Consider the following 19,239-nt stretch of genomic DNA (forward strand, 5'->3'; position numbering starts at 1 on the left):
GCCGTCGGTCGCCTAGCCTGAGGTGATGCGCCGTCTGCGCGACCTCGCCGACCGCACCCCGGCCGGACGGGAGCGGTACGTCGACCTGCTCCGCGCGCTCGCTATCACCATGGTCGTTCTCGGACACTGGGGCGTCACGGTGATCGGGCGGGACGCCTCCGGCCAACCCACCGGGCACTCCGCGCTCGGCGACCTGCGCTGGGCGTACCCGCTGACCTGGGTGGCCCAGGTGATGCCCGTGTTCTTCCTGGTCGGTGGCTACGCCAACGCGGCCTCGCTGACCCGGCTGCGCGCCCGGGGTGGCAATGCGGCGGACTGGCTGCTCGACCGCAGTGCCCGACTGGTCCGCCCCACGAGCGCGCTGCTGCTCGTGCTCACCGGGGCGGCGGCGGTGGCCCGGCTGCGCGGCGTCGACCCGACCCGAATTCGCGAGGTGGTCTGGTTCGCCACCATCCCCCTGTGGTTCCTGATCGCCTACCTGGCGGTCGTCGTGCTCACCCCAGCCATGTACGCGCTGCACCGCCGTCTCGGCCTGGCCGTCCCGCTGGTGCTGGTCGCCCTGGTGGGCCTCGGGGACCTGGCCCGGCTGACCGGGTCGGTGGAGCTGAGCTACGGCAGCTACCTGTTCGGCTGGCTGGCCATACACCAGCTCGGCTTCGCCTGGTACGACACCCGCGCCACCCCGCCGACCGCCACCGAGACCACGCCCGCAGCGCCGCCGACCACCGAGACCGCGCCACCGTCAGCCGCCGACGCCGGCGGGCCGTCGGCTCCCGACCACCCGGGGGTACGCCGGCGGCGGCTGCCCACCTCCCGGCGGGCCGGGCTGGTGTTCCTGACCAGCGGGCTGGCCGCTCTGCTGCTGCTCACCGGGCCCGGCCCGTGGCCGGTGGCGATGCTGCACGTGCCCGGCGAGCGCCTGGACAACCTCAGCCCGCCCAGCCTCGCGTTGCTGGCCGTCGCCACCGCCCAGCTCGGCCTGATCCTGCTGCTGCGCCGGCCAGCGGAACGCCTGCTGCGCCGCACCGGCCCGTGGCAGCTGGTGATCGGGGTCAACCTGGTGGTGCTGACCATCTTCCTCTGGCACCTGACCGCCGCGATCCTGCTCATCGGGCTGCTCGACACGACCGGGACGCTGCCCACTCCGGCCGCCGGTTCAGGCGCCTGGTGGGCGTGGCGAGTCCCCTGGCTGCTGCTGCTCGCGGCCGTCCTGGCGGTGCTGGTCGCGATCTTCGGCCCGGTCGAGGCGCGCAGCGCCCGGCACCGCACCGCACGGCGGGTCGGCCGCAGCACCACGGCCCGCGCGGCGCTGACCGTGGCCGGGTACATCGCCGTGGTGGTCGCGCTGCTGATCAACAGCACGACCTCGCCGCACGCCCGGGAACCCTTCGGCACACCCGTCGCGGCGCTGCTGGCGTACCTGGCCGGGGCGGGCGTCCTGCGGTTGCTCAGGTCTGGGTGGGGAACCCGAGGTTGACCCCACCGTGGCGCGGGTCCAGCCACCGGCTGGTGACCACCTTGCCCCGGGTGAAGAACCGCACCCCGTCCTCGCCGTGCGCGTGCAGGTCGCCGAAGAGCGACGACTTCCAGCCGCCGAACGAGTGGTACGCCATCGGCACCGGGATCGGCACGTTGATCCCCACCATGCCGACCTCCACCTCGTGCTGGTAGCGCCGGGCCGCGCCGCCGTCGTTGGTGAAGATCGCCGTGCCGTTGCCGTACGGGCTGGCGTTGACCAGCTCCACCGCCTCGTCGTACGAGCCGACCCGAACCACGCTGAGCACCGGCCCGAAGATCTCGTCGGTGTAGATCGACATCTGCGGGGTCACCCGGTCGAACAGGGTCGGGCCCAGCCAGAAGCCGTCCGGGTCGCCGTCCGGCGTCACGTCCCGCCCGTCCACCACCGGCACCGCCCCGGCGGCCACCCCGGCGTCCACGTAGGAGCGCACCTTCGCCGCGTGCGCCGCGGTGACCAGCGGACCCATGTCGCAGCCCCGCCGGCCGTCGCCGGTCCGCAGCCCGGCCATCCGCTCGGCGATCCGCTCGACCAACGCGTCCGCGACCGGCTCCACCGCAACCAGCACCGAGATGGCCATGCACCGCTCCCCCGCCGAGCCGAATCCGGCGTTGACCGCCGCGTCGGCGGCCAGGTCCAGGTCGGCGTCCGGGAGCACCACCATGTGGTTCTTCGCGCCGCCGAGCGCCTGCACCCGCTTACCGGCGGCGGTTCCACGCTGGTAGACGTACCGGGCGATCGGGGTGGAGCCGACGAACGACACGGCCCGCACCTCCGGGTGCTCCAGCAGCGCGTCGACCGCCTCCTTGTCGCCGTTGACGACGTTGAGCACCCCGTCGGGCAGGCCCGCCTCGGCGAACCACTCGGCCAGCAGCAGCGCCGCGCTCGGGTCCTTCTCGCTCGGCTTGAGCACCACCGCGTTCCCGCAGGCCACCGCGACCGGCACGAACCACAGCGGCACCATCACCGGGAAGTTGAACGGGGAGATCACCGCGACCACCCCGACCGGCTGACGGATGGTGTACGAGTCGACCTCGGTGGAGACGTTCTCACTGAACGCGCCGCGCAGCGCCGACGGCAGGCCGCACGCGTACTCGATGACCTCCAGGCCGCGCTGCACCTCGCCGGCGGCGTCGGCGAGCACCTTGCCGTGCTCGGCGGTGATCACCTCGGCGAGCCGGTCCCGCCGGGCGTGCACCAGCTCGCGGAACGCGAACAGCACGGTCGACCGCTTCGCCAGCGACGCGTCGCGCCAGTCGCGGGCCGCGCGGGCGGCGGACCGCACCGCGACGTCGACGTCCGCGGTCGAGGCCAGCTCCACCTCGGCGGTACGCCGACCCGTCGCCGGGTCGAACACGTCACCGCGTCGCTCGGATGTGCCGCCGACCCGCTTGCCGTCGACGAAGTGGCCGATGCTCATGCCGCCACCTCCGCCGACGAACGGATCGCGTCGACCAGGATCGCCAGGCCCTCGCGGGCCTCCTCCTCGGTCAGCGTCAACGGCGGCCCCATCCGCAGCACGTTGCCGTACAGACCGCCCTTGCCGGCCAGCAGGCCACCGTCCCGAGCGGCTTCGAAGACCCGGTTGGTCAGCACCGGATCCGGCTCGCTGCCGCCCGGCCGGACGAACTCGACGCCGAGCATCAGCCCCTTTCCGCGTACCTCGGCGACGCAGTCGAGACCGCCCACCGCGGACCGCAGGCCATCGGCGAGGATCGCGCCGACGCGGGCCGCGTTGGCCTGGAGGTCGTGCGCGAGGAGGTAGTCGAGCACCGCGTTGCCGGCCGCCGTCGAGATCGGGTTGCCGCCGAAGGTGGAGAAGCTGATCCCCGGCACCGCCTGGAGCACCTCGGCCCGGCCGACCACCCCGGCGAGAGCGAACCCGTTGCCGACACCCTTGGCGAAGGTGAGCAGGTCCGGGGTGACGCCGTGCGCCTGGTAACCCCAGAAGTGCTCCCCGGTACGCCCCCAGCCGGTCTGCACCTCGTCGGCGATGAACAGGATGCCGTGCTCGTCGAGGACCTTCTTCCAGCCGGCGAAGAGCCCGTCCGGCGGGTGCACGAAACCGCCCACGCCCTGGATCGGCTCGGCGATCAGCGCGGCCACGTCACCGGCGGTCTGGGTGGCCAGCACCTCGCGCAGGTCCTCCACCGCCGCGTCGACCTGCTCCTCGGCGCTGAGCCGGGCCAGCAGACCGCGCACCCGGTCACCCGAGTGCAGCCAGGCCACCTGGAGCGGGTTGAGGCCGCTGGCCGACCAGTTGCGGTTGCCGGTGACACCCATCGCCGCGTACGACCGGCCGTGGTAGCTGTTCCGCACCGCCAGGATCTGGTGCGAGCGGCGGTAGTTGGTGGCGACCAGCAGCGCCGCCTCGTTCGCCTCGGTGCCGGAGTTGGTGAAGAAAACCCGGGCGTCCGGGATGCCGGAGCGCTGGGCGATCTTCTCGGCCAGCTCCACCTGCTGGCGGATCAGGTAGAGCGTCGAGGTGTGCACGATGCCGGTGGCGAGCTGCCGCTCGACCGCCTCACGGATCTCCGGGATGTCGTAACCGATCATGTTGGTCAGCACGCCGCCGAAGAAGTCCAGGTAGGTGCGGCCCTGCGCGTCGGTGACCCGGCGGCCCGAGCCGGAGACCAGCTCGATCGGCTCGTCGTAGTAGAGGGGCATCCAGGACGGGAGCACGGCCCGGTGGCGGGCCAGCAGGTCGTCGGTCATGGTGGCAACCCTTCAGCGGCGTTCGTGGATACCGCACGCTCCCACCGCCGGCCCGCGCGAACAACTGTCAGGGTGTAGCGCAAGGCCGTTCCGGCCTGACAGCACGTCAACGGTTTCCGAGACAATCCCGCCATTTCACCGCTGTTTCGCGCAGCGTCAGCGGCCTACCGCCACTCGATCCGCAGCCTCGCCGGGCCCCGTTACCCTGGTTCCGTCCACTGTCGCCGGGGAGGCACGCGGCGACGAGTGGGCCGACGCCCTCCTGCCCCGCTACGGCCGCCTGACGCACCTCATCGCCTGCGAACGGGTCGGGCCCGGGATGGACGGTCGACCCCGCAACATGCGCGGCGAGGACATCGGTGCGCACACGGCCCCCCTGGACCGGCTCTACCGCGCCGGTTCGGCGTTTCGGATCGGCATCGGCGACGGCGGCAACGAACTGGGGATGGGCCTCCTGCCGGCGGAACTCGTCGGGCGGGTGGTCGCCTCGGGCGAGCGGATCCGGTGCGTGGTCGGCGCGGACGCGCTGCTCGTCGGCGGCACCTCCAACTGGGCCGCCGCAGCCCTCGTCGGCGCGCTGTCGCTGCTGCGCCCCGAGGTGCCCGAGCTTCGTACGCTGCTGGAGCCCGCGTGGTCGTCCGACCTGCTGACCGCGATCGTCTCGGCGGGCGCGGTGGACGGGGTACGCCGCCGCCCCACGCGCAGCGTCGACGGACTCGACTGGCCCGCGTACGCCGAACCGCTCGCCCAGATCGCGGACCTGGTCAGGAGCGCCCGCTAGGCGGGCTCACCGCACGGTGGCTGGCTGGCTCGGCCGCCGGCCGCAGCGGTCTCGACACGCGTCTCGGCGGACTGGCCCGGGCGGATCCGCGGCGGCGCAGCGGCAGGTGCAGGGCGGTGGCGACCACCGCGAAGGCCGCCCAGCCGCTGCCCACCGCGACGGCCGACGAGACGTCCTGCAGGTAGTGGTACGCGGTGAGGAAACCGACCAGCGCGAGGCTGTTGCGCGCGAAGTGCCCGCTGAACTCGACCAACTGACGGCGAGCCTCGACGGCGACCAGCACCCCCGAGTACGGGAAGGTCACCACCATGCCGCGCAACACCGCGCCGAGCACCGCGGTGAGGATCGCCCCGACGAAGATGACCAGCAACTTGAGCAGCGCCGGCAGACCGTCCGGACGACCTTCGGCCGGCGTCTCCGCGCGGGAGTCCGCGTCGCCGGCAGCGGCCGGTCCGGCAGCGGCAGCGTCCGCTTCGCCGGCAGCGGCGGCGTCCGCTCCGCCGGCAGCGGCGGCGTCCGCTCCGCCGGCAGCGGTTGCGGGGGCGACCCGCGTACGGGCGCGACGGCGCAGCAGGAGCATGGCCGGCAGCCAGAGCACGAGCGTGGCGCCGAGGGCCTCCTCGAACGGGATGTCGACGGCCAACAGACCTGCGCTCAGCGCCACGTAGACAGCGATCCCCGCGCCGTCGGCGAGCAGGATGGGCCAGCGCAGCCGCTGGTGGGTGACCGCCACGGTGACGAAGAAGAGGTTGAGCCCGAGCACGCCGAGCACCTGCGCACCGCCCACCCCGTACGGCGTGCTGACCAGGGCGAGCGTCATCGGCAACGGAAGGCTGTAGACCAGCGCCCGGAGCCGGACCGAGCGGATCACGCTGACCGCCCAGACCACGGCCGTCACCAGCAGGACCGCACTCACCGTCATGGCTTCCCCGTCTCGGCCGTCAGTCCTGGAAGGTCGCGGCGTTCACGCAGACGTGGAACACGCGGGTGAGGCGCTCGACGTCCGTCCGGTTGACCGAGAACTGGTTCTCGCCGATCTCGCCGTGCGCGGTCATCCGGGCCTCCCAGCAGCTCGACCCGTCCCAGACTGTCAGATTGACGAGGAGCTGTGGACTGACCACACCGAAGGGCAGCAGACCCACCCGCGCCCCGGCCGCGCGCTGCCGCTGCACGAGCGCGGACAGCTCGTCGGTCAGCGTGGCGTAGACGAAGACCCGGGTGATCCGGACGCCCCGTTGCAGGGCCGCGACGTTCGCCTCCCAGTACCGTCGGCCGATCTCGCTGCGCCACCAGCTCAGCTCCCCGCTCACCCGGGGCATCACGTTCGTCAGCGCGTCGAGCCGGTGCACGCAGCCGCGGGTCGCACCGACCAGGTCCTCGTCCTCGTCGCCGCGGCGGATGATCCGCCCCTGCGCGAGCTGCTCGGCCTCCAGCCGGAACTGCTCGTAGCGCCGCTGCGCCTCGGCCGCGACCCGCGTGCCCGCGTGCTGCTCGGCCGCCTCCCGCATGGCCGCGGCCAGCTCCGTGGTGGTGTGGACGAGCCACGGCGGACCGTCCAGCAACGTCCGCAGGTGAAACCGGCGCTCCGCGCGGGCCAGCGAGTCCACCAGCAGCGAGATGGTGATGCCCATCAGGCCGGCCAGCAGCGACTCCACCCCGGAGGCGGCGTTGGTGAGGTCGAGCATGACGCTGAGGGTGATCGACAACGTGATGCCGACCAACGCCACCGGGTCGGTGTGCGCCACCAGACGCGCGAAGCCGTCGGAGGCGCCGCCGCGCTCCCGGGGCCGCCGACGGGCCACGTCACGGACCATCGAACTCCCCCAATCCGCCGGTGCCGCCAGGGTAGACGCCAGCCACAACCCGCCGGCCCCGCCGGACCGGAGCGGTAGCATCCGGCACGTGCAGAGCGCGGATGCGGCCCCGTCGACCGACACGGTCGCCGAGCAGATCACGGCGGACGTCCGGGCCTGGGTCGACTCCACTGCGCTCCGCGGCCTGGTCCGGCACTTCGGCGGCGACTGGCCGACCGGCGACCTCGCCGACGTGCTGCGGTTCCTCGACGACTTCTCCGCCCGGCACTGGGACTTCCGGCAGGGGCGCGAACGCCCGGACGCGCGGGAGCCGACCCTCGACGCGCTCACGTCCAGGCTGGTCCTCGACGCGGCCGCCGCGCTCGGCATGGCGCGTACGGTGCCGCCGGCCCGCCCGGCGTACGCCCACCTGGTCGTGCTGGGCGGCCTGGCGCACGCCTGCGTGCGTCGCGTCGCGTACGCCGCGCACCTGCTGCGCGCCGGCCTGCGGGTGACCGGCGAGGTCGCCGTGCTGGGCAGCTTCCGACCACTGTCCGAGTGGGAACGCGCCACCCTCGCCGACGCGGGCCTGCCCCCGGACGAGACCGAGGTGGACGTGCTGGACACGGCGGTCCGGCAGGTGTTCGGGGTGACCGCCCCGACCGAGCAGGACGGCGTCGACGCCGGCCACCCCCACCACTCCTGGTCGTCGCGGACCTACCGGCCGACGGGCCTGCCACCGGTACGGGTGCTGGCCGCGCCGTCCAGCGAACCCGACCGGCGACGCGCCCACACCGCCGACACCCAGCGGTTCTGGGCCGGACACGTCCGGCTCGCCCCGGGTGACGAGGCGCTGATGGTCACCGCGCCGATCTACGTGCCGTTCCAGCACTGCGACGCGCTACGCACCCTGGCCGTGCCGTACGGCTGCGCCATCGAGACCGTCGGGGTGGACCCGACGCTGGCCGACCTGGCAGTACTGCCCGAGCAGACCCTCACCCCCGGGCGGTACCTGCAGGAGATCCGCTCGGCCATCCGCTCGTTGCGCGCCCTGCACCACCAGGTCGCCCGGCGGTGACCCGACGATCCGCCAGGCCCTACGCCCCGGCGGTGTCGGCGACGGCCTGGGCGAAGACCTCGGAGCGGTGCTCGAAGTTGCGGAACCGGCCGTAGCTCGGGGCGGCCGGGGACAGCAGCACCACCCCGCCGGCCGGGGTCACCTCACGGGACAGCCGGACCGCTTCCACCAGGTCGTCGACCAGCTCCGTCCGCACCTTGGGCAGGCCGTCGAGCGCCGCGACGATGCGGGCGCCGCTGTCCGGGATGCCGATCACGGTCAGTTCCCGCTCGGCGAGGTGCTCGGCCAGCGGCGTGTAGTCCAGCCCTCGGTCGGTGCCGCCGACGATCACGGTCAACGGTCGCCCGTCGTACGCGTCGATGGCGTGCATGGCCGCGTACGGGCTGGTGGCCAGGGTGTCGTCGACGAAGGTCAGGCCGGACGGGTCGGTGATCTCGGTGAGCCGGTGGGCCAGCCCCTGGAACTCGGCCACCGCGACGGCCAGGTGGTCCTTGGCGGCCACCACGTCGATGCCGAGCGCGTCGAGCACGGCGAGGGCGACGCACAGGTTGCCCTCGTTGTGCCGGCCCACCAGCGGCAGCACGGCGCGGGGGAAGAGCGGCTGGTCGCTGAGGTGGAACCAGGGGGTGCCGTCCGCGCCGGTGGCGACGTTGGTGGTGTCGGGGCGGCCGGCCCGCACCGCCGGCAGCTCCCCCAGCTCGGCGGCGAGCCGTGGGTCGGCGCCGTTGACCACGATCGTCTGCGGATCGTGGGCGAGCAGGTTGAGCTTGTCGCGGTAGTACTCCCGCTCCCCGCCGTGCGCGTCCAGGTGCTCGGGGAACAGCGCGGTGACCACGGCCACCCGGGGCGAGTCGGTGAGGTCGCTGCACTGGTAGCTCGACAGCTCCAGCACGTACAGCTCCGCGTCGGGCAGGTCGAGGGTCGGCACCCCGATGTTGCCGCCGAAGACGTTCGGGCGGCCCATCGCGGTGAGCAGGTGGCTGATCAGGCTGGAGGTGGTGCTCTTGCCCTTGCTGCCGGTCACCCCGACGGTGCGCGCGGCGTGGTCGGCCATCCACAGGGCGGTGCCCTGGGTGACCGGCACGCCGCGTCGGCGCAGCTCGACCAGCCAGGGATGAGTCTGCGGCACGCCGGGCGAGCGGACCACCACGTCGGCGGCGGCCAGCCGGGCGAAGCCCGCCTCGCCGGTGACCAGCGGGGCCGCCTCGGCCAGCGGCCCGTCCCAGGGCAGTGACAGGAAGTTGGCGCTGTCGTCGACGGCGACCAGCTCGGCGGGGCCGTGCGCGGCGATCGCGGTCACAGCTGCCCGGCCCTCCCGGCCGGTCCCCCAGACGGCGACGGTACGTCCGCGCAGGTCAGACAGGCGCACTGGGCTCTCCTCGGGGTCACGGCGGCGGCAGGGCGGGGGCCGGTCCGGACACGGCCGGACGAACCAGGGCCTAGTATGGCGTGTGCCCAACGAGCAGCTCCGGCGGATGGACGCCTTCACCTTCCCGTCCTACTCGATCGACTTCGCCACCGGCGAGGTGTTGTTCGACTACGCGCTGACCGGCCCGGCCGGTGAGCAACGGTTCACCGAGGTGATCACCCTTCCGTTGCCGGCGCAGCCGCCGTCGGACGAGACCGTGGCCACCCTCGGCCGGGTGCTGGAGGTGCTGCACCTCGTCGCCGGTGTGAGCTACTACAAGGTCGCCGCGCCGCCCCGGCTGGTGCTGCCGGCGCCGCTGGGCGCGGCCACCGTCGACTACGTCACGGCCGTCTACACCAAGGGCCTCGCGGAGTACGCGTACCGCAACCAGTTGCCGCACGTGCTCGAGGTGCGCCCGCAGGTGCCGGCCGGCTCACCGGAGTCGCCGCGCGTCTACGACAACTCCGATCGTCGCCCCCTCTCCGCCGTCGGCGGCGGCAAGGACTCGATCGTGAGCTTGGAGGCGCTGCGCCGCGCCGAGCTGGACCCGGTGCCGTTCTCGGTCAACCCGAACCACGTGATCGTCTCGGTCAACGAGGCGTCCGGTCTGACCCCCCTCGCGGCCCGACGGCGCATCGACCCGGTGCTGTTCGACCTGAACGCGGCGGGCGCGCTGAACGGGCACATCCCGGTCACCGCCATCAACTCGCTGATCGCGGTGGCGACGGCGGTGCTGCACGGGCTCGGCCCGGTGGTGATGTCCAACGAGCGCTCGGCGTCCGACCCGAACCTGGTCTGGAACGGCCACGAGATCAACCACCAGTGGTCCAAGGGCGTCGAGGCCGAAGGGCTGCTGCGGGGGGCGCTGGCCGAGCACGCCGGCCTGACCGAACCGTACTTCTCGCTGCTGCGTTCGCTGTCCGAGCTGCACATCGCCCGGCTGTTCGCCGAGTTCACCCGGTACGACGACGTGGTGACGAGCTGCAACCAGGCGTTCAAGCTGCGCGACGCGTCCGAGCGCTGGTGCCGGGACTGCCCGAAGTGCCGGTTCGTCTTCCTCGCGATGGCGCCGTTCATGCCCCGCGAGCGGGTCACCCACATCTTCGGCGGCGACCTGCTGGCCGACCCGGAGCAGATCCCCGGCTACCGGGAGCTGCTGGGCGTGGACGGGCACAAGCCGTTCGAGTGCGTGGGCGAGGTCGAGGAGTCGGTGGTGGCTCTCGGCCTGCTCGCCGAACAGGACCAGTGGCGCGACGCCCCAGTGATCAAGGCACTGGTCGAAGCCGTACCGGAAACGGCCTGGTCCGCGGTGGCGACGTCGGACGTCTTCACCCCCGGCGGCCCCAACCACATCCCCCCAACCTACGCAAAAGCCCTAACCTCCCTGTCCTAACCCCCTCCCCCTGCCCCCTCCCCCCGTTGATCATGAAGTTATTGCCACTCTCATCGGCGTGTCTTGGCAATAACTTCATGATCAACGCGGGAGGTGGGGGGCAGAGAGGGAGGGGGTCAGGGGGTGCGGACTGCTTCCAGGGCCAGCAGGGCCACGTGCAGGGAGAGGCTTGCCTCTACCGAGTCGAGGTCGACGTCGAGGATGCGGGCTATGCGGGCCAGGCGTTCGTAGAAGGCCGGTCGGGACAGGTGGGCGGCCGCGGCGCCGGCGGACTTGTTGCGCCCCTGCTCCAGGTACGCGCGCAGGGTGTCGAGGAGCCGCTCCCGGGGGTGCTGGGCGTCGTACTCCAGCAGTGGGCCGAGTTCGCGCTCCACGAAGGTCTGTAGCCGGGGCTCGTCGCGCAGCAGGTGCAGCAGCCCCGCGAGGCCCACGTGCGGCAGTCGGAAGATCGGCAGGTCACGCCGGTCCCGTCGAGCCGCCTCGACGATCTGCCGCGCCTCGACGAGCGACCGTCGAGCCTCGCGCAGACTGCTCACCCCGGACCCGGCGGCCACGATCAGTCCGGCCGACGCGCCGCCGACGCCACCCCGCAGCGGGTCGACACCCGACCCCGGCCGGGACGGATCGGCGGCGGACGTGGCGCGGCCCGTGCCGGCGTCGAGGCGTACCCGACGAAGTGCGCCGGCGAACGCGGTCAGCGCGCGGTCCTCGGCGGCCGGGTCGGGCAGGGCCAGCAGCGCGCCCACCGAGTTGTCGTCGACCGCGCTGGTCAGCGCGGTCAGCTTCGCCTCCCGCAGTGCCTGGCCGACGGCCTCGGACAGGTCCCGCAGCCGGGCCTGGCCGGCCTCGGGGCCGTTCTCTCCGGCGGGGTCGTCGCCACGGTGGCGAACCATCACGCCGACGAGGTGCCTGCGGTCCAGCGCCACACCGAGCGCCTTGGCGCGCAGCGCCACCTCGTCGACCGGTCGGGAGTGGTCGAGCAACGCCGTGAGCAGGGTGCGGTGCAGCTGCCGTTCCAGCCCCTCGGCGTCGCGGCGGATCAACCGGCCCAGCGCGAGGGTGGACGCGGCCCGCTCGATGAGGATGGTGAGCCGGGTGGGCGGGGCGACGGTCGGCTCGCCAGACCGAGCGCTGGGCGCGTCTCCGCTGGCCGGCCAGCGCAGCAGCAACCGCCCCCAGTCCTGCCCTCGGGCGCCGACGACCGTCACCAGCCAGCCGCTGTCCGGGTCGTACGCGGTGCGCCCGGCCGGCCGGATCCGCCGCGAGTGCTGCTCCCAGCCGTCCAGCAGCAGCTCGGCGCTCTCCCCCGCCGGGTCGTACCCGAGGACCTGCCGGGACAGGTTCTCCAGCACGACGGGGCAACCGGACAGCTCGGCAGCCTGCCGGATCACCTCGGCCGCGTCGGCGCCCTCGACGGAGAGGTCGGTGAACCGCTGGTGGATCTCCTCGGCGGCCCGCAGCTCGGTGAGCTGCGCGTCGACGATCAGCGCGTGCACCGCCTCGGTGATCCGCACGAACGGGGTGGCCCGGCGCAGCTCGACCAGGGGCAGGCCGCGCCGCTCGGCGGCGGCGGCCATCACCCGGGGTACGCCGCTGACGTACCGGCGGCCCAGTTCGACGACGAGCCCGGAGACACCGACGTCGGCGAGGTCGCCGATGAACGCGCGCAGGCCCGCGTCGTCGGCCGGCAACCCGATGCCTGTGGTGAGCACCAGCTCGCCGCCGCCGAGCAGGGTGGCGATGTCGGGTACCTCGGCGACGTGCACCCAGCGGACCGGCCGGTCCAGCCCGGCGTCCCCGGCGACCACGCGGGGAGCACCGTGGCGGACGGGATCCAGGGCGAGGACCTCACGGACGGTAGGGAACACGGCCGCCACGCTACCGTCCGTGACCCCGGACCTCGACGTGCCGGGGCCGCTCAGTCGACGCCGAACTCCATGGCGGCGCGGTCGAGCGCCTCGTCGGCGGCGGAGGCGACGCCCCGGGAGGCGATGGCCTCCGCGCCGCCCTCGGGCATCGCGCCGATCAGCCCGGTCGAGGCTGCCTGCGCGGCGCCGATCATCCGCTGGGGTGCCGCGCCGCCGACCATCCCGAGGGAGGCGTACTGCTCGAGCTTCGCCCGCGAGTCGGCGATGTCCAGGTTGCGCATGGTGAGCTGGCCGATCCGGTCGGACGGGCCGAACGCCGAGTCCTCGGTGCGCTCCATCGACAGCTTGTCCGGGTGGTAGCTGAACGCGGGGCCGGTCGTGTCCAGGATCGAGTAGTCCTCGCCCCGGCGCAGCCGCAGCGTCACCTCGCCGGTGACCGCCGTGCCGACCCAGCGCTGCAACGACTCGCGCAGCATCAGCGCCTGCGGGTCGAGCCAACGGCCCTCGTACATCAGGCGACCGAGGCGGCGGCCCTCGCTGTGGTAGTTCGCCAGGGTGTCCTCGTTGTGGATGGCGTTGACCAGCCGCTCGTACGCGGCGTGCAGCAGCGCCATGCCGGGCGCCTCGTAGATGCCCCGGCTCTTGGCCTCGATGATCCGGTTCTCGATCTGGTCGGACATGCCCAGGCCGTGCCGGCCGCCGATGGCGTTGGCCTCCAGCACCAGGTCGACGGGGCTGCCGAACTCCTTGCCGTTGATCGTCACCGGGCGACCCTGGTCGAACCCGATCGTGACGTCCTCGGCCGGAATCTCCACCGACGGGTCCCAGAACCGGACACCCATGATCGGGCTGACCGTCTCGATGCCGGTGTCGAGGTGCTCCAGGGTCTTCGCCTCGTGCGTCGCGCCCCAGATGTTGGCGTCGGTGGAGTATGCCTTCTCGGTGCTGTCCCGGTACGGCAGGCCGCGCTCCAGCAGCCACTCCGACATCTCCTTACGCCCACCCAGTTCGGTGACGAAGTCGGTGTCGAGCCACGGCTTGTAGATGCGCAGCTGCGGGTTGGCCAGCAGGCCGTAGCGGTAGAACCGCTCGATGTCGTTGCCCTTGAAGGTCGAGCCGTCGCCCCAGATCTGGACGTCGTCGGAGATCATCGCCCGCACCAGCAGGGTGCCGGTCACGGCCCGGCCCAGCGGGGTGGTGTTGAAGTACGCCCGCCCGCCGGAGCGGATGTGGAAGGCGCCGCAGGTCAGCGCCGCCAGCCCCTCCTCGACCAGGGCGGCGCGGCAGTCGACCAGCCGGGCGACCTCGGCGCCGTAGCTGAGCGCACGGCCGGGCACGGAGCCGATGTCGGGCTCGTCGTACTGGCCGATGTCGGCGGTGTAGGCGCAGGGGACGGCGCCCTTGTCGCGCATCCACGCGACCGCGACCGAGGTGTCGAGGCCGCCGGAGAAGGCGATGCCGACACGTTCGCCGATGGGCAGGGAGGTGAGAACCTTGGACACGGGGAAGATTATTCAGCAAGACGCATGGTCATGCAAGCGGATCGTCGCGACCCAGTTCCCAGAACGCCACCGCCGCCGCGGCGGCGACGTTCAACGAGTCCACGCCGCGTCGCATCGGGACGACCACCCGCACGTCGCTGGCCGCCTGCGCCGCCGCGGTGAGACCGGGACCCTCGGCGCCGAGCAGCAACGCCGCCCGCGCGCGCTGCGCCGGGGTCAACCGCTGAATGGGTACGGCGTCCGGCGCCGGCGTCATGGCGAGCACCGTGAAGCCCGCCTCGCGTACCTCGTCGAGGCCGGTGGGCCAGCGTTCGAGCTTGGCGTACGGCATCGCGAAGACCTCGCCCATGCTGACCCGCACACTGCGCCGGTAGAGCGGATCGGCGCAGGACGGCGACAGCAGCACGGCGTCGATGCCCAGCGCGGCGGCGCCCCGGAAGATCGCGCCGAGGTTCGTGTGGTTGTTGACGTCCTCCAGGATCACCACCCGGCGCGCGGCGGCGAGCACCTCGGCCGCCGTCGGCAGCGAGCGGCGGTGGAACGACGCGAGCACCCCCCGGTGTACGTGGAAACCGGTGGCCCGTTGCAGCACGTCCTGGGTGGCGGCGTAGACGGGCGCGTCGCCGGTGTCCAGGTCGGCGAGCTGGTCGACGCGCTTGGCGTCGACCAGGTACGACCGGGCCGGATAGCCGGCGCGCAGCGCCCGGCGCAGCACCAACTCGCCCTCGGCGATGAACAGGCCGTGCGGAGGCTCCCAGCGGGTGCGTAGCTCGACGTCGGTGAGCGCGCGGTAGTCGGCGATCCGGTCGTCGTCGGGGTCGGTGATCTCGTGGACGGGCACCCGCCGATTCTGCCGGACGGCCGACCCCCGCTCCGGATGGCCGCCCAACGGGGTGTTTTGTCCGGTCGAGACGGGGAACGACCGGTGGAATACCGGACCCGACGGGAAGGACCAGCCAGGTGAGCGCAGACCACATGGCACCGGGCGAAGCGGGCGCGCTGCCCCGGCGACCGACCGTCGCGGACCACATCGTCTCCCGCCTGTTCAGCTGGGGCGTGCGGCGCTACTTCGGCTATCCCGGCGACGGCATCAACGGCATCACCTCCGCCCTGCAACGCACCAACGAGCGCGCCCAGTTCGTCCAGGTCCGGCACGAGGAGACCGCCGGCTTCGCCGCCTCCGGGCACGTCAAGTACGGCGGCGGGCCGCTGGGCTGCGCGCTGGTGACCAGCGGGCCCGGCGCCATCCACCTGCTCAACGGCCTGTACGACGCCAAGCTCGACCACCAGCCGGTGGTCGCCCTCGTCGGGCACACCGCGGTGACCGCCGAGGGCGGCGGCTACTACCAGGAGGTCGACCTCCTCGCCCTCTACAAGGACGTCGCGGCGGCGTTCCTGGCCCAGCTCGACCACCCGGCGCAGGTGCGTCACCTCGTCGACCGGGCGTGCCGCACGGCGCTGTCCCGGCGTACCGTCACCGCCCTGGTGCTCCCGTCGGACCTGCAGGACGAGCCGGCCATCCCGGACCCGCCGCACGCGCACGGCTACTACCACACCAGCAACGTGCCGAGCAGCACGCCGACCATTCCGCCGCAGGCCGACCTGCGCCGCGCCGCCGAGGTGCTGCGCGGCGGCGAGCGGGTGGCCATGCTGGTCGGGCAGGGCGCGCTCGGCGCGCAGGACGAGGTCCGCGAGATCGCTCACCGGCTCGGCGCCGGGGTGGCAACCGCGCTGCTCGGCTTCACCGTCGTCGACCATCGCGAGCCGTGGGTGACCGGCGCGATCGGGCTGCTCGGCACCCGGCCCAGCTGGCAGCTCATGACCGGCTGCGACCGGCTGCTGATCGTGGGCAGCAACATGCCGTACTCGGAGTTCTACCCGCCACCCGGTCAGGCCCGCGCGGTGCAGATCGACCTGGACGGCACCCAGCTCGGGCTGCGCTACCCGACCGAGGTGAACCTGACCGGCGACGCCCGTCCGACCCTGCGGGCGCTACTGGACGAGCTGGGCCCCGGCCCCGGGCCGACCGCCTGGCGGGCCGAGATCGCCGAGACCACCTCGGCCTGGCGGCGTGTCCAGCGCGACCTGGCCGCACAGACCGCCGACCCGGTCAACCCGCAACTGCTGTTCACCACGCTCAGCGACCGGCTCCCCGACGACGTGATGCTCGCCGTGGACTGCGGCACCGCGACCGCCTGGTACTCCCGGCACGTGCAGGTCCGGCCCGGGATGCTGGCCAGCCTCTCCGGCACGCTGCTGTCCATGGGTGGCGCCATGCCGTACGCCCTGAGCGCCAAGTTCGCCCACCCGGACCGGCCACTGGTCGCGCTGATCGGCGACGGGGCGATGCAGATGAACGGCGTCAACGAGCTGATCACCGTGGCGAAGTACTGGCGCGGCTGGGCCGACCCGCGGTTCGTGGTGCTGGTGCTCAACAACCGGGACCTGGCGTTCGTCAGCTGGGAACAGCGCTCCAGCGAGGGGACGCCGATGTTCCCGGACAGCCAGCAGCTGCCGGACATCGGCTATCACCAGTGGGCCCAGGTGCTCGGGCTGCACGGAGAGCTGGTCGACGCGCCGGAGCAGGTGCCCGGCGTCTGGGAGCGCGCGCTGACCGCCGACCGGCCGGTCGTCATCAACGCGCTGGTCGACCCGGCCGAGCTGATGCTGCCGCCGCACTTCACCGCCGAGCAGGCCCGCAAGACCGCAGCGGCGGTGCTACGGGGCGACACCGACTGGGCCGGCATCATCCGCCGCGGCCTCCCCGCGACGATCGCCAGCTACCGCCCCCGCCGCCGCGAGCGCTGACCCCGCCGGGTCAGCCGCGGCGGTCGAGCCAGCGTTGCAGGGCCGAGCGCGGGTCCTGGCCCTGGGTGGGCTGCTGGCGCTCGGGGACGGCGGGGCGCTCCACCGGGCGGCGGGGCTCGCCGGCCATCTCGCGGCTCGGCGCGACGAACGCCATCTCCGGCTGACCCTTCACCGCCGTGGCGATGACCCGGGCGACCGCGTCGATCACCTTGCTCTGCACCGCCGAACCCACCGAGTCGGCGGGATCGTCCGGGTTGGCGGCGATGCCGGCGACGGCCACCTGCGGGGTGAAACCGACGAACGTCTCGGTGGCGTTCTCCTCCGAGCTACCCGTCTTGCCGGCCACCGGCCGACCGCCGAGGATGTCGTTCACGCCGGTGGCGGTGCCGCCGTTGCACTGCCCGTACGGCGACTGCTGGCCCACCGGGCAGCGGGCCGCATCGGTCGCGGCGCGCGCCACGTCGGCGTCGAGGACCCGCTTGCAGGACGGCTGGCCGACCGGCACCGTCGCGCCCTTCGCGTCGGTCACCGAGACCACCGGCACCGGCGTGCAGTAGGTGCCCTCGGCGGCCACCGTGGCGTACGCGTTGGCCAGGTCCAGCGGGGTGGTGGCGGCGACGCCCAGGGTGAACGACCCCCAGTTCGCGGCGTTGTCCTTGGCGAAGGCGGCGTCCGTGTCGGCGCGGAAGGTGATGCCCAGCCGCTGCGCCATCTCCACCACCTTGTCCTGGCCGACCTGCTCGGCCAGCCAGACGAAGTAGGTGTTCACCGAACGGCCGAAGCCGTCCCACATCATCCGGTACCCGTCCATCCAGTCCGGGTTGGCGTTCGCCGGGCACCAGCGGCCGTCGCAACTGCCCGGCCCCTCGGCGGCGTACCGGGTGGGCAGCTTGGCGGGCGCGTCGAACCCGGTGGAGAGGGTACGGCCCGACTCCAGCGCGGCGAGCATGGTGAACAGCTTGAACGTCGAACCCGCCTGGTAGCCGTCGACACTGGCCCCACCGGAGATCAACGGGTTGACGGTGTTCGGGTAGTTCGCCTGCCCGGCCGGGTTGTCGGCGAGGCTGTAGTGCCGGTTGACCGCCATCGCCAGCACCCGACCGGTGCCCGGCTGCACGGCCGCGATCGGCAGGGCGCGCTTGTTGTCGTACCCGTACACCTTGGTGGCCTGCTGCTGCGCGGTGGCCTGGACCTGCGGATCGAGCGAGGTGACGACGGTGTAGCCGCCCGAGCGCAGGGCCTGCTCGCGCTCGGCGGTGGTGGCGCCGAAGGCCGGCTGGGTCAGCCACCACTGGCGCAGGTAGTCACAGAAGTAGCCCCAGTCGTCGTGGCCCTGGGCGACGGCGGTGCAGCCGTTGGGCTGCGCGGTCGGGTGCAGGGTCAGCGGCTCCGCCTTGGCCTGCGCGGCCTGCGCGGCGGTGATCGCGCCGGTGGCGGCCATCGAGTCCAGCACGTACGACCGGCGGGCCAGCGCCTCGTCCTTGTCGCCGCTGATCGGGCTGTACGCGTCCGGGGACTGCACCAGGCCGGCGAGCAACGCCGACTCGGCGAGGGTCAGGTTCGCCGGCGGCTTGCCGAAGTAGCGCTGGCTGGCCGCCGCGATCCCGTACGACCCGGAGCCGAAGTAGGCGATGTTCAGGTACCGGTTGAGAATCTCGTCCTTGCCGAGGCTCTTCTCCAGCGCGCCCGCGTACCGGATCTCCTGGAGCTTGCGGCCGACGGTCGGGTCGGTGGCGGCGGCGCGCTCCTGCGGCGTGCGGGTGGGGTCGGTCTTGAGCACGTTGCGGACGTACTGCATGGTCAGCGTGGAGCCGCCCTGCTCGGTGCCGCCGCCCTTGACGTTGGCGACCAGCGCTCGGGCCAGGCCCCGCAGGTCCGCGCCGCCGTGGTCGTAGAACCGCCGGTCCTCGGCCGCCACGATCGCCTGCCGCATCACCGGGGCGACGTCCGACAGCGCGACGTCGGTGCGGTTCACGTCGTAGAACGTGGTGAGCAGCGTCTTGCCGTCGTTGGCGTAGAGGTACGAGCGCTGCGGGGTGGCCGGGGTCTTCAGCGAGGCCGGCAACGCGGCGTACGACCCGATCGCGGCGCGCGCGGCGAACCCGACCAGCAGGTTGCCCGGGAGCGCGGCGACGGCCAGGGCGAGCCCGGCCAGCACGCCGGCGAGCAGCACGGTGAACAGCCGCGACAGCGGCGAGCGAGAGGCGGCCATGCTCCCCAGGATTGCCACAAAAACCGCCAACCGACCACCCCCGCCTCCCAACTGTCACCAACTTCACGGCCCCCGCCCAGCACCCGCCCAGCCCCCGGCCCGCGTTGATCATGAAGTTATTGCCACGACACGCCGAGGCCGAAGGCAATAACTTCATGATCAACG

The 19,239-nt window shown here is 73.0% G+C and carries 14 protein-coding genes; 5 read left to right on the forward strand and 9 right to left on the reverse strand.

The window, feature by feature from the left end; all coding sequences use genetic code 11:
• The first annotated feature begins 25 nt into the window (after positions 1 to 25).
• On the forward strand, positions 26 to 1,477 hold the full coding sequence (locus tag ABZU46_RS16340) for an acyltransferase (RefSeq protein WP_354858408.1): 1,452 nt from the start codon (positions 26 to 28) through the stop codon (positions 1,475 to 1,477).
• On the opposite strand, the gene ABZU46_RS16345 is transcribed toward ABZU46_RS16340, so the two are convergent.
• Both ABZU46_RS16345 and ABZU46_RS16350 read right to left on the reverse strand, forming a co-directional pair.
• Positions 1,449 to 2,936, reverse strand: a complete 1,488-nt coding sequence (locus tag ABZU46_RS16345; RefSeq protein WP_354858410.1) for a CoA-acylating methylmalonate-semialdehyde dehydrogenase — start codon at positions 2,934 to 2,936, stop codon at positions 1,449 to 1,451. The genes ABZU46_RS16340 and ABZU46_RS16345 overlap by 29 nt on opposite strands.
• Entirely contained in the window at positions 2,933 to 4,231 is a 1,299-nt protein-coding gene (locus tag ABZU46_RS16350; protein WP_354858413.1) for an aspartate aminotransferase family protein, read from the reverse strand. Before ABZU46_RS16350 ends, ABZU46_RS16345 begins: the two co-directional genes overlap by 4 nt.
• Here ABZU46_RS16350 and ABZU46_RS16355 point away from each other — a divergent pair.
• Positions 4,230 to 5,012 (forward strand): glutamate cyclase domain-containing protein, encoded by a 783-nt coding sequence (locus ABZU46_RS16355; protein ID WP_354858416.1) that lies wholly within the window; start codon positions 4,230 to 4,232, stop codon positions 5,010 to 5,012. The genes ABZU46_RS16350 and ABZU46_RS16355 overlap by 2 nt on opposite strands.
• Here the strand turns inward: ABZU46_RS16355 and ABZU46_RS16360 are convergent.
• Both ABZU46_RS16360 and ABZU46_RS16365 read right to left on the reverse strand, forming a co-directional pair.
• Positions 4,996 to 5,934: a hypothetical protein gene (locus ABZU46_RS16360; RefSeq protein ID WP_354858419.1), complete on the reverse strand. Its 939-nt coding sequence runs from the start codon at positions 5,932 to 5,934 to the stop codon at positions 4,996 to 4,998. The genes ABZU46_RS16355 and ABZU46_RS16360 overlap by 17 nt on opposite strands.
• A gap of 19 nt (positions 5,935 to 5,953) precedes the next feature.
• On the reverse strand, positions 5,954 to 6,826 hold the full coding sequence (locus ABZU46_RS16365) for a hypothetical protein (RefSeq protein ID WP_354858421.1): 873 nt from the start codon (positions 6,824 to 6,826) through the stop codon (positions 5,954 to 5,956).
• Between the two features lie 88 nt (positions 6,827 to 6,914).
• Here ABZU46_RS16365 and ABZU46_RS16370 point away from each other — a divergent pair, with 88 nt between their 5' ends.
• Positions 6,915 to 7,883 carry a hypothetical protein gene (locus tag ABZU46_RS16370; RefSeq protein WP_354858423.1) on the forward strand — a complete coding sequence of 323 codons (969 nt, stop codon included), beginning with the start codon at positions 6,915 to 6,917 and terminating at the stop codon, positions 7,881 to 7,883.
• A 19-nt stretch (positions 7,884 to 7,902) separates the two neighbouring features.
• Here ABZU46_RS16370 and murD read toward each other — a convergent pair whose 3' ends face one another.
• On the reverse strand, positions 7,903 to 9,252 hold the full coding sequence (gene murD / locus ABZU46_RS16375) for a UDP-N-acetylmuramoyl-L-alanine--D-glutamate ligase (RefSeq protein WP_354858425.1): 1,350 nt from the start codon (positions 9,250 to 9,252) through the stop codon (positions 7,903 to 7,905).
• A gap of 82 nt (positions 9,253 to 9,334) precedes the next feature.
• On the opposite strand from murD, the gene ABZU46_RS16380 reads away from it, so the two are divergent.
• The gene (locus tag ABZU46_RS16380) at positions 9,335 to 10,684 is read left to right on the forward strand and encodes a hypothetical protein (RefSeq protein ID WP_354858427.1); all 1,350 of its coding nucleotides are present in this window, start codon (positions 9,335 to 9,337) and stop codon (positions 10,682 to 10,684) included.
• 116 nt (positions 10,685 to 10,800) lie between these two features.
• Here the strand turns inward: ABZU46_RS16380 and ABZU46_RS16385 are convergent, their stop codons facing one another.
• Genes ABZU46_RS16385 through ABZU46_RS16395 form a run of 3 tightly spaced genes read right to left on the reverse strand, consistent with a single transcriptional unit; the run spans position 10,801 to position 14,943 of the window.
• On the reverse strand, positions 10,801 to 12,561 hold the full coding sequence (locus ABZU46_RS16385) for a PucR family transcriptional regulator (RefSeq protein WP_354858430.1): 1,761 nt from the start codon (positions 12,559 to 12,561) through the stop codon (positions 10,801 to 10,803).
• A gap of 41 nt (positions 12,562 to 12,602) precedes the next feature.
• On the reverse strand, positions 12,603 to 14,054 hold the full coding sequence (argG, locus tag ABZU46_RS16390; RefSeq protein ID WP_354858432.1) for an argininosuccinate synthase: 1,452 nt from the start codon (positions 14,052 to 14,054) through the stop codon (positions 12,603 to 12,605).
• 28 nt (positions 14,055 to 14,082) lie between these two features.
• The gene (locus tag ABZU46_RS16395) at positions 14,083 to 14,943 is read right to left on the reverse strand and encodes an RNA methyltransferase (protein WP_354858433.1); all 861 of its coding nucleotides are present in this window, start codon (positions 14,941 to 14,943) and stop codon (positions 14,083 to 14,085) included.
• Positions 14,944 to 15,029: 86 nt separating this feature from the next.
• Between ABZU46_RS16395 and ABZU46_RS16400 the strand changes: the two genes are divergently transcribed.
• Positions 15,030 to 16,862: a thiamine pyrophosphate-requiring protein gene (locus ABZU46_RS16400; protein WP_354858450.1), complete on the forward strand. Its 1,833-nt coding sequence runs from the start codon at positions 15,030 to 15,032 to the stop codon at positions 16,860 to 16,862.
• 10 nt (positions 16,863 to 16,872) lie between these two features.
• On the opposite strand, the gene ABZU46_RS16405 is transcribed toward ABZU46_RS16400, so the two are convergent.
• Positions 16,873 to 19,074, reverse strand: a complete 2,202-nt coding sequence (locus ABZU46_RS16405; RefSeq protein WP_354858436.1) for a transglycosylase domain-containing protein — start codon at positions 19,072 to 19,074, stop codon at positions 16,873 to 16,875.
• Positions 19,075 to 19,239: the final 165 nt, after the last annotated feature.

Origin of the sequence: Micromonospora sp. NPDC005197 (genome assembly GCF_040608295.1) — a bacterium.
Classification (GTDB): Bacteria; Actinomycetota; Actinomycetes; order Mycobacteriales; family Micromonosporaceae; genus Micromonospora.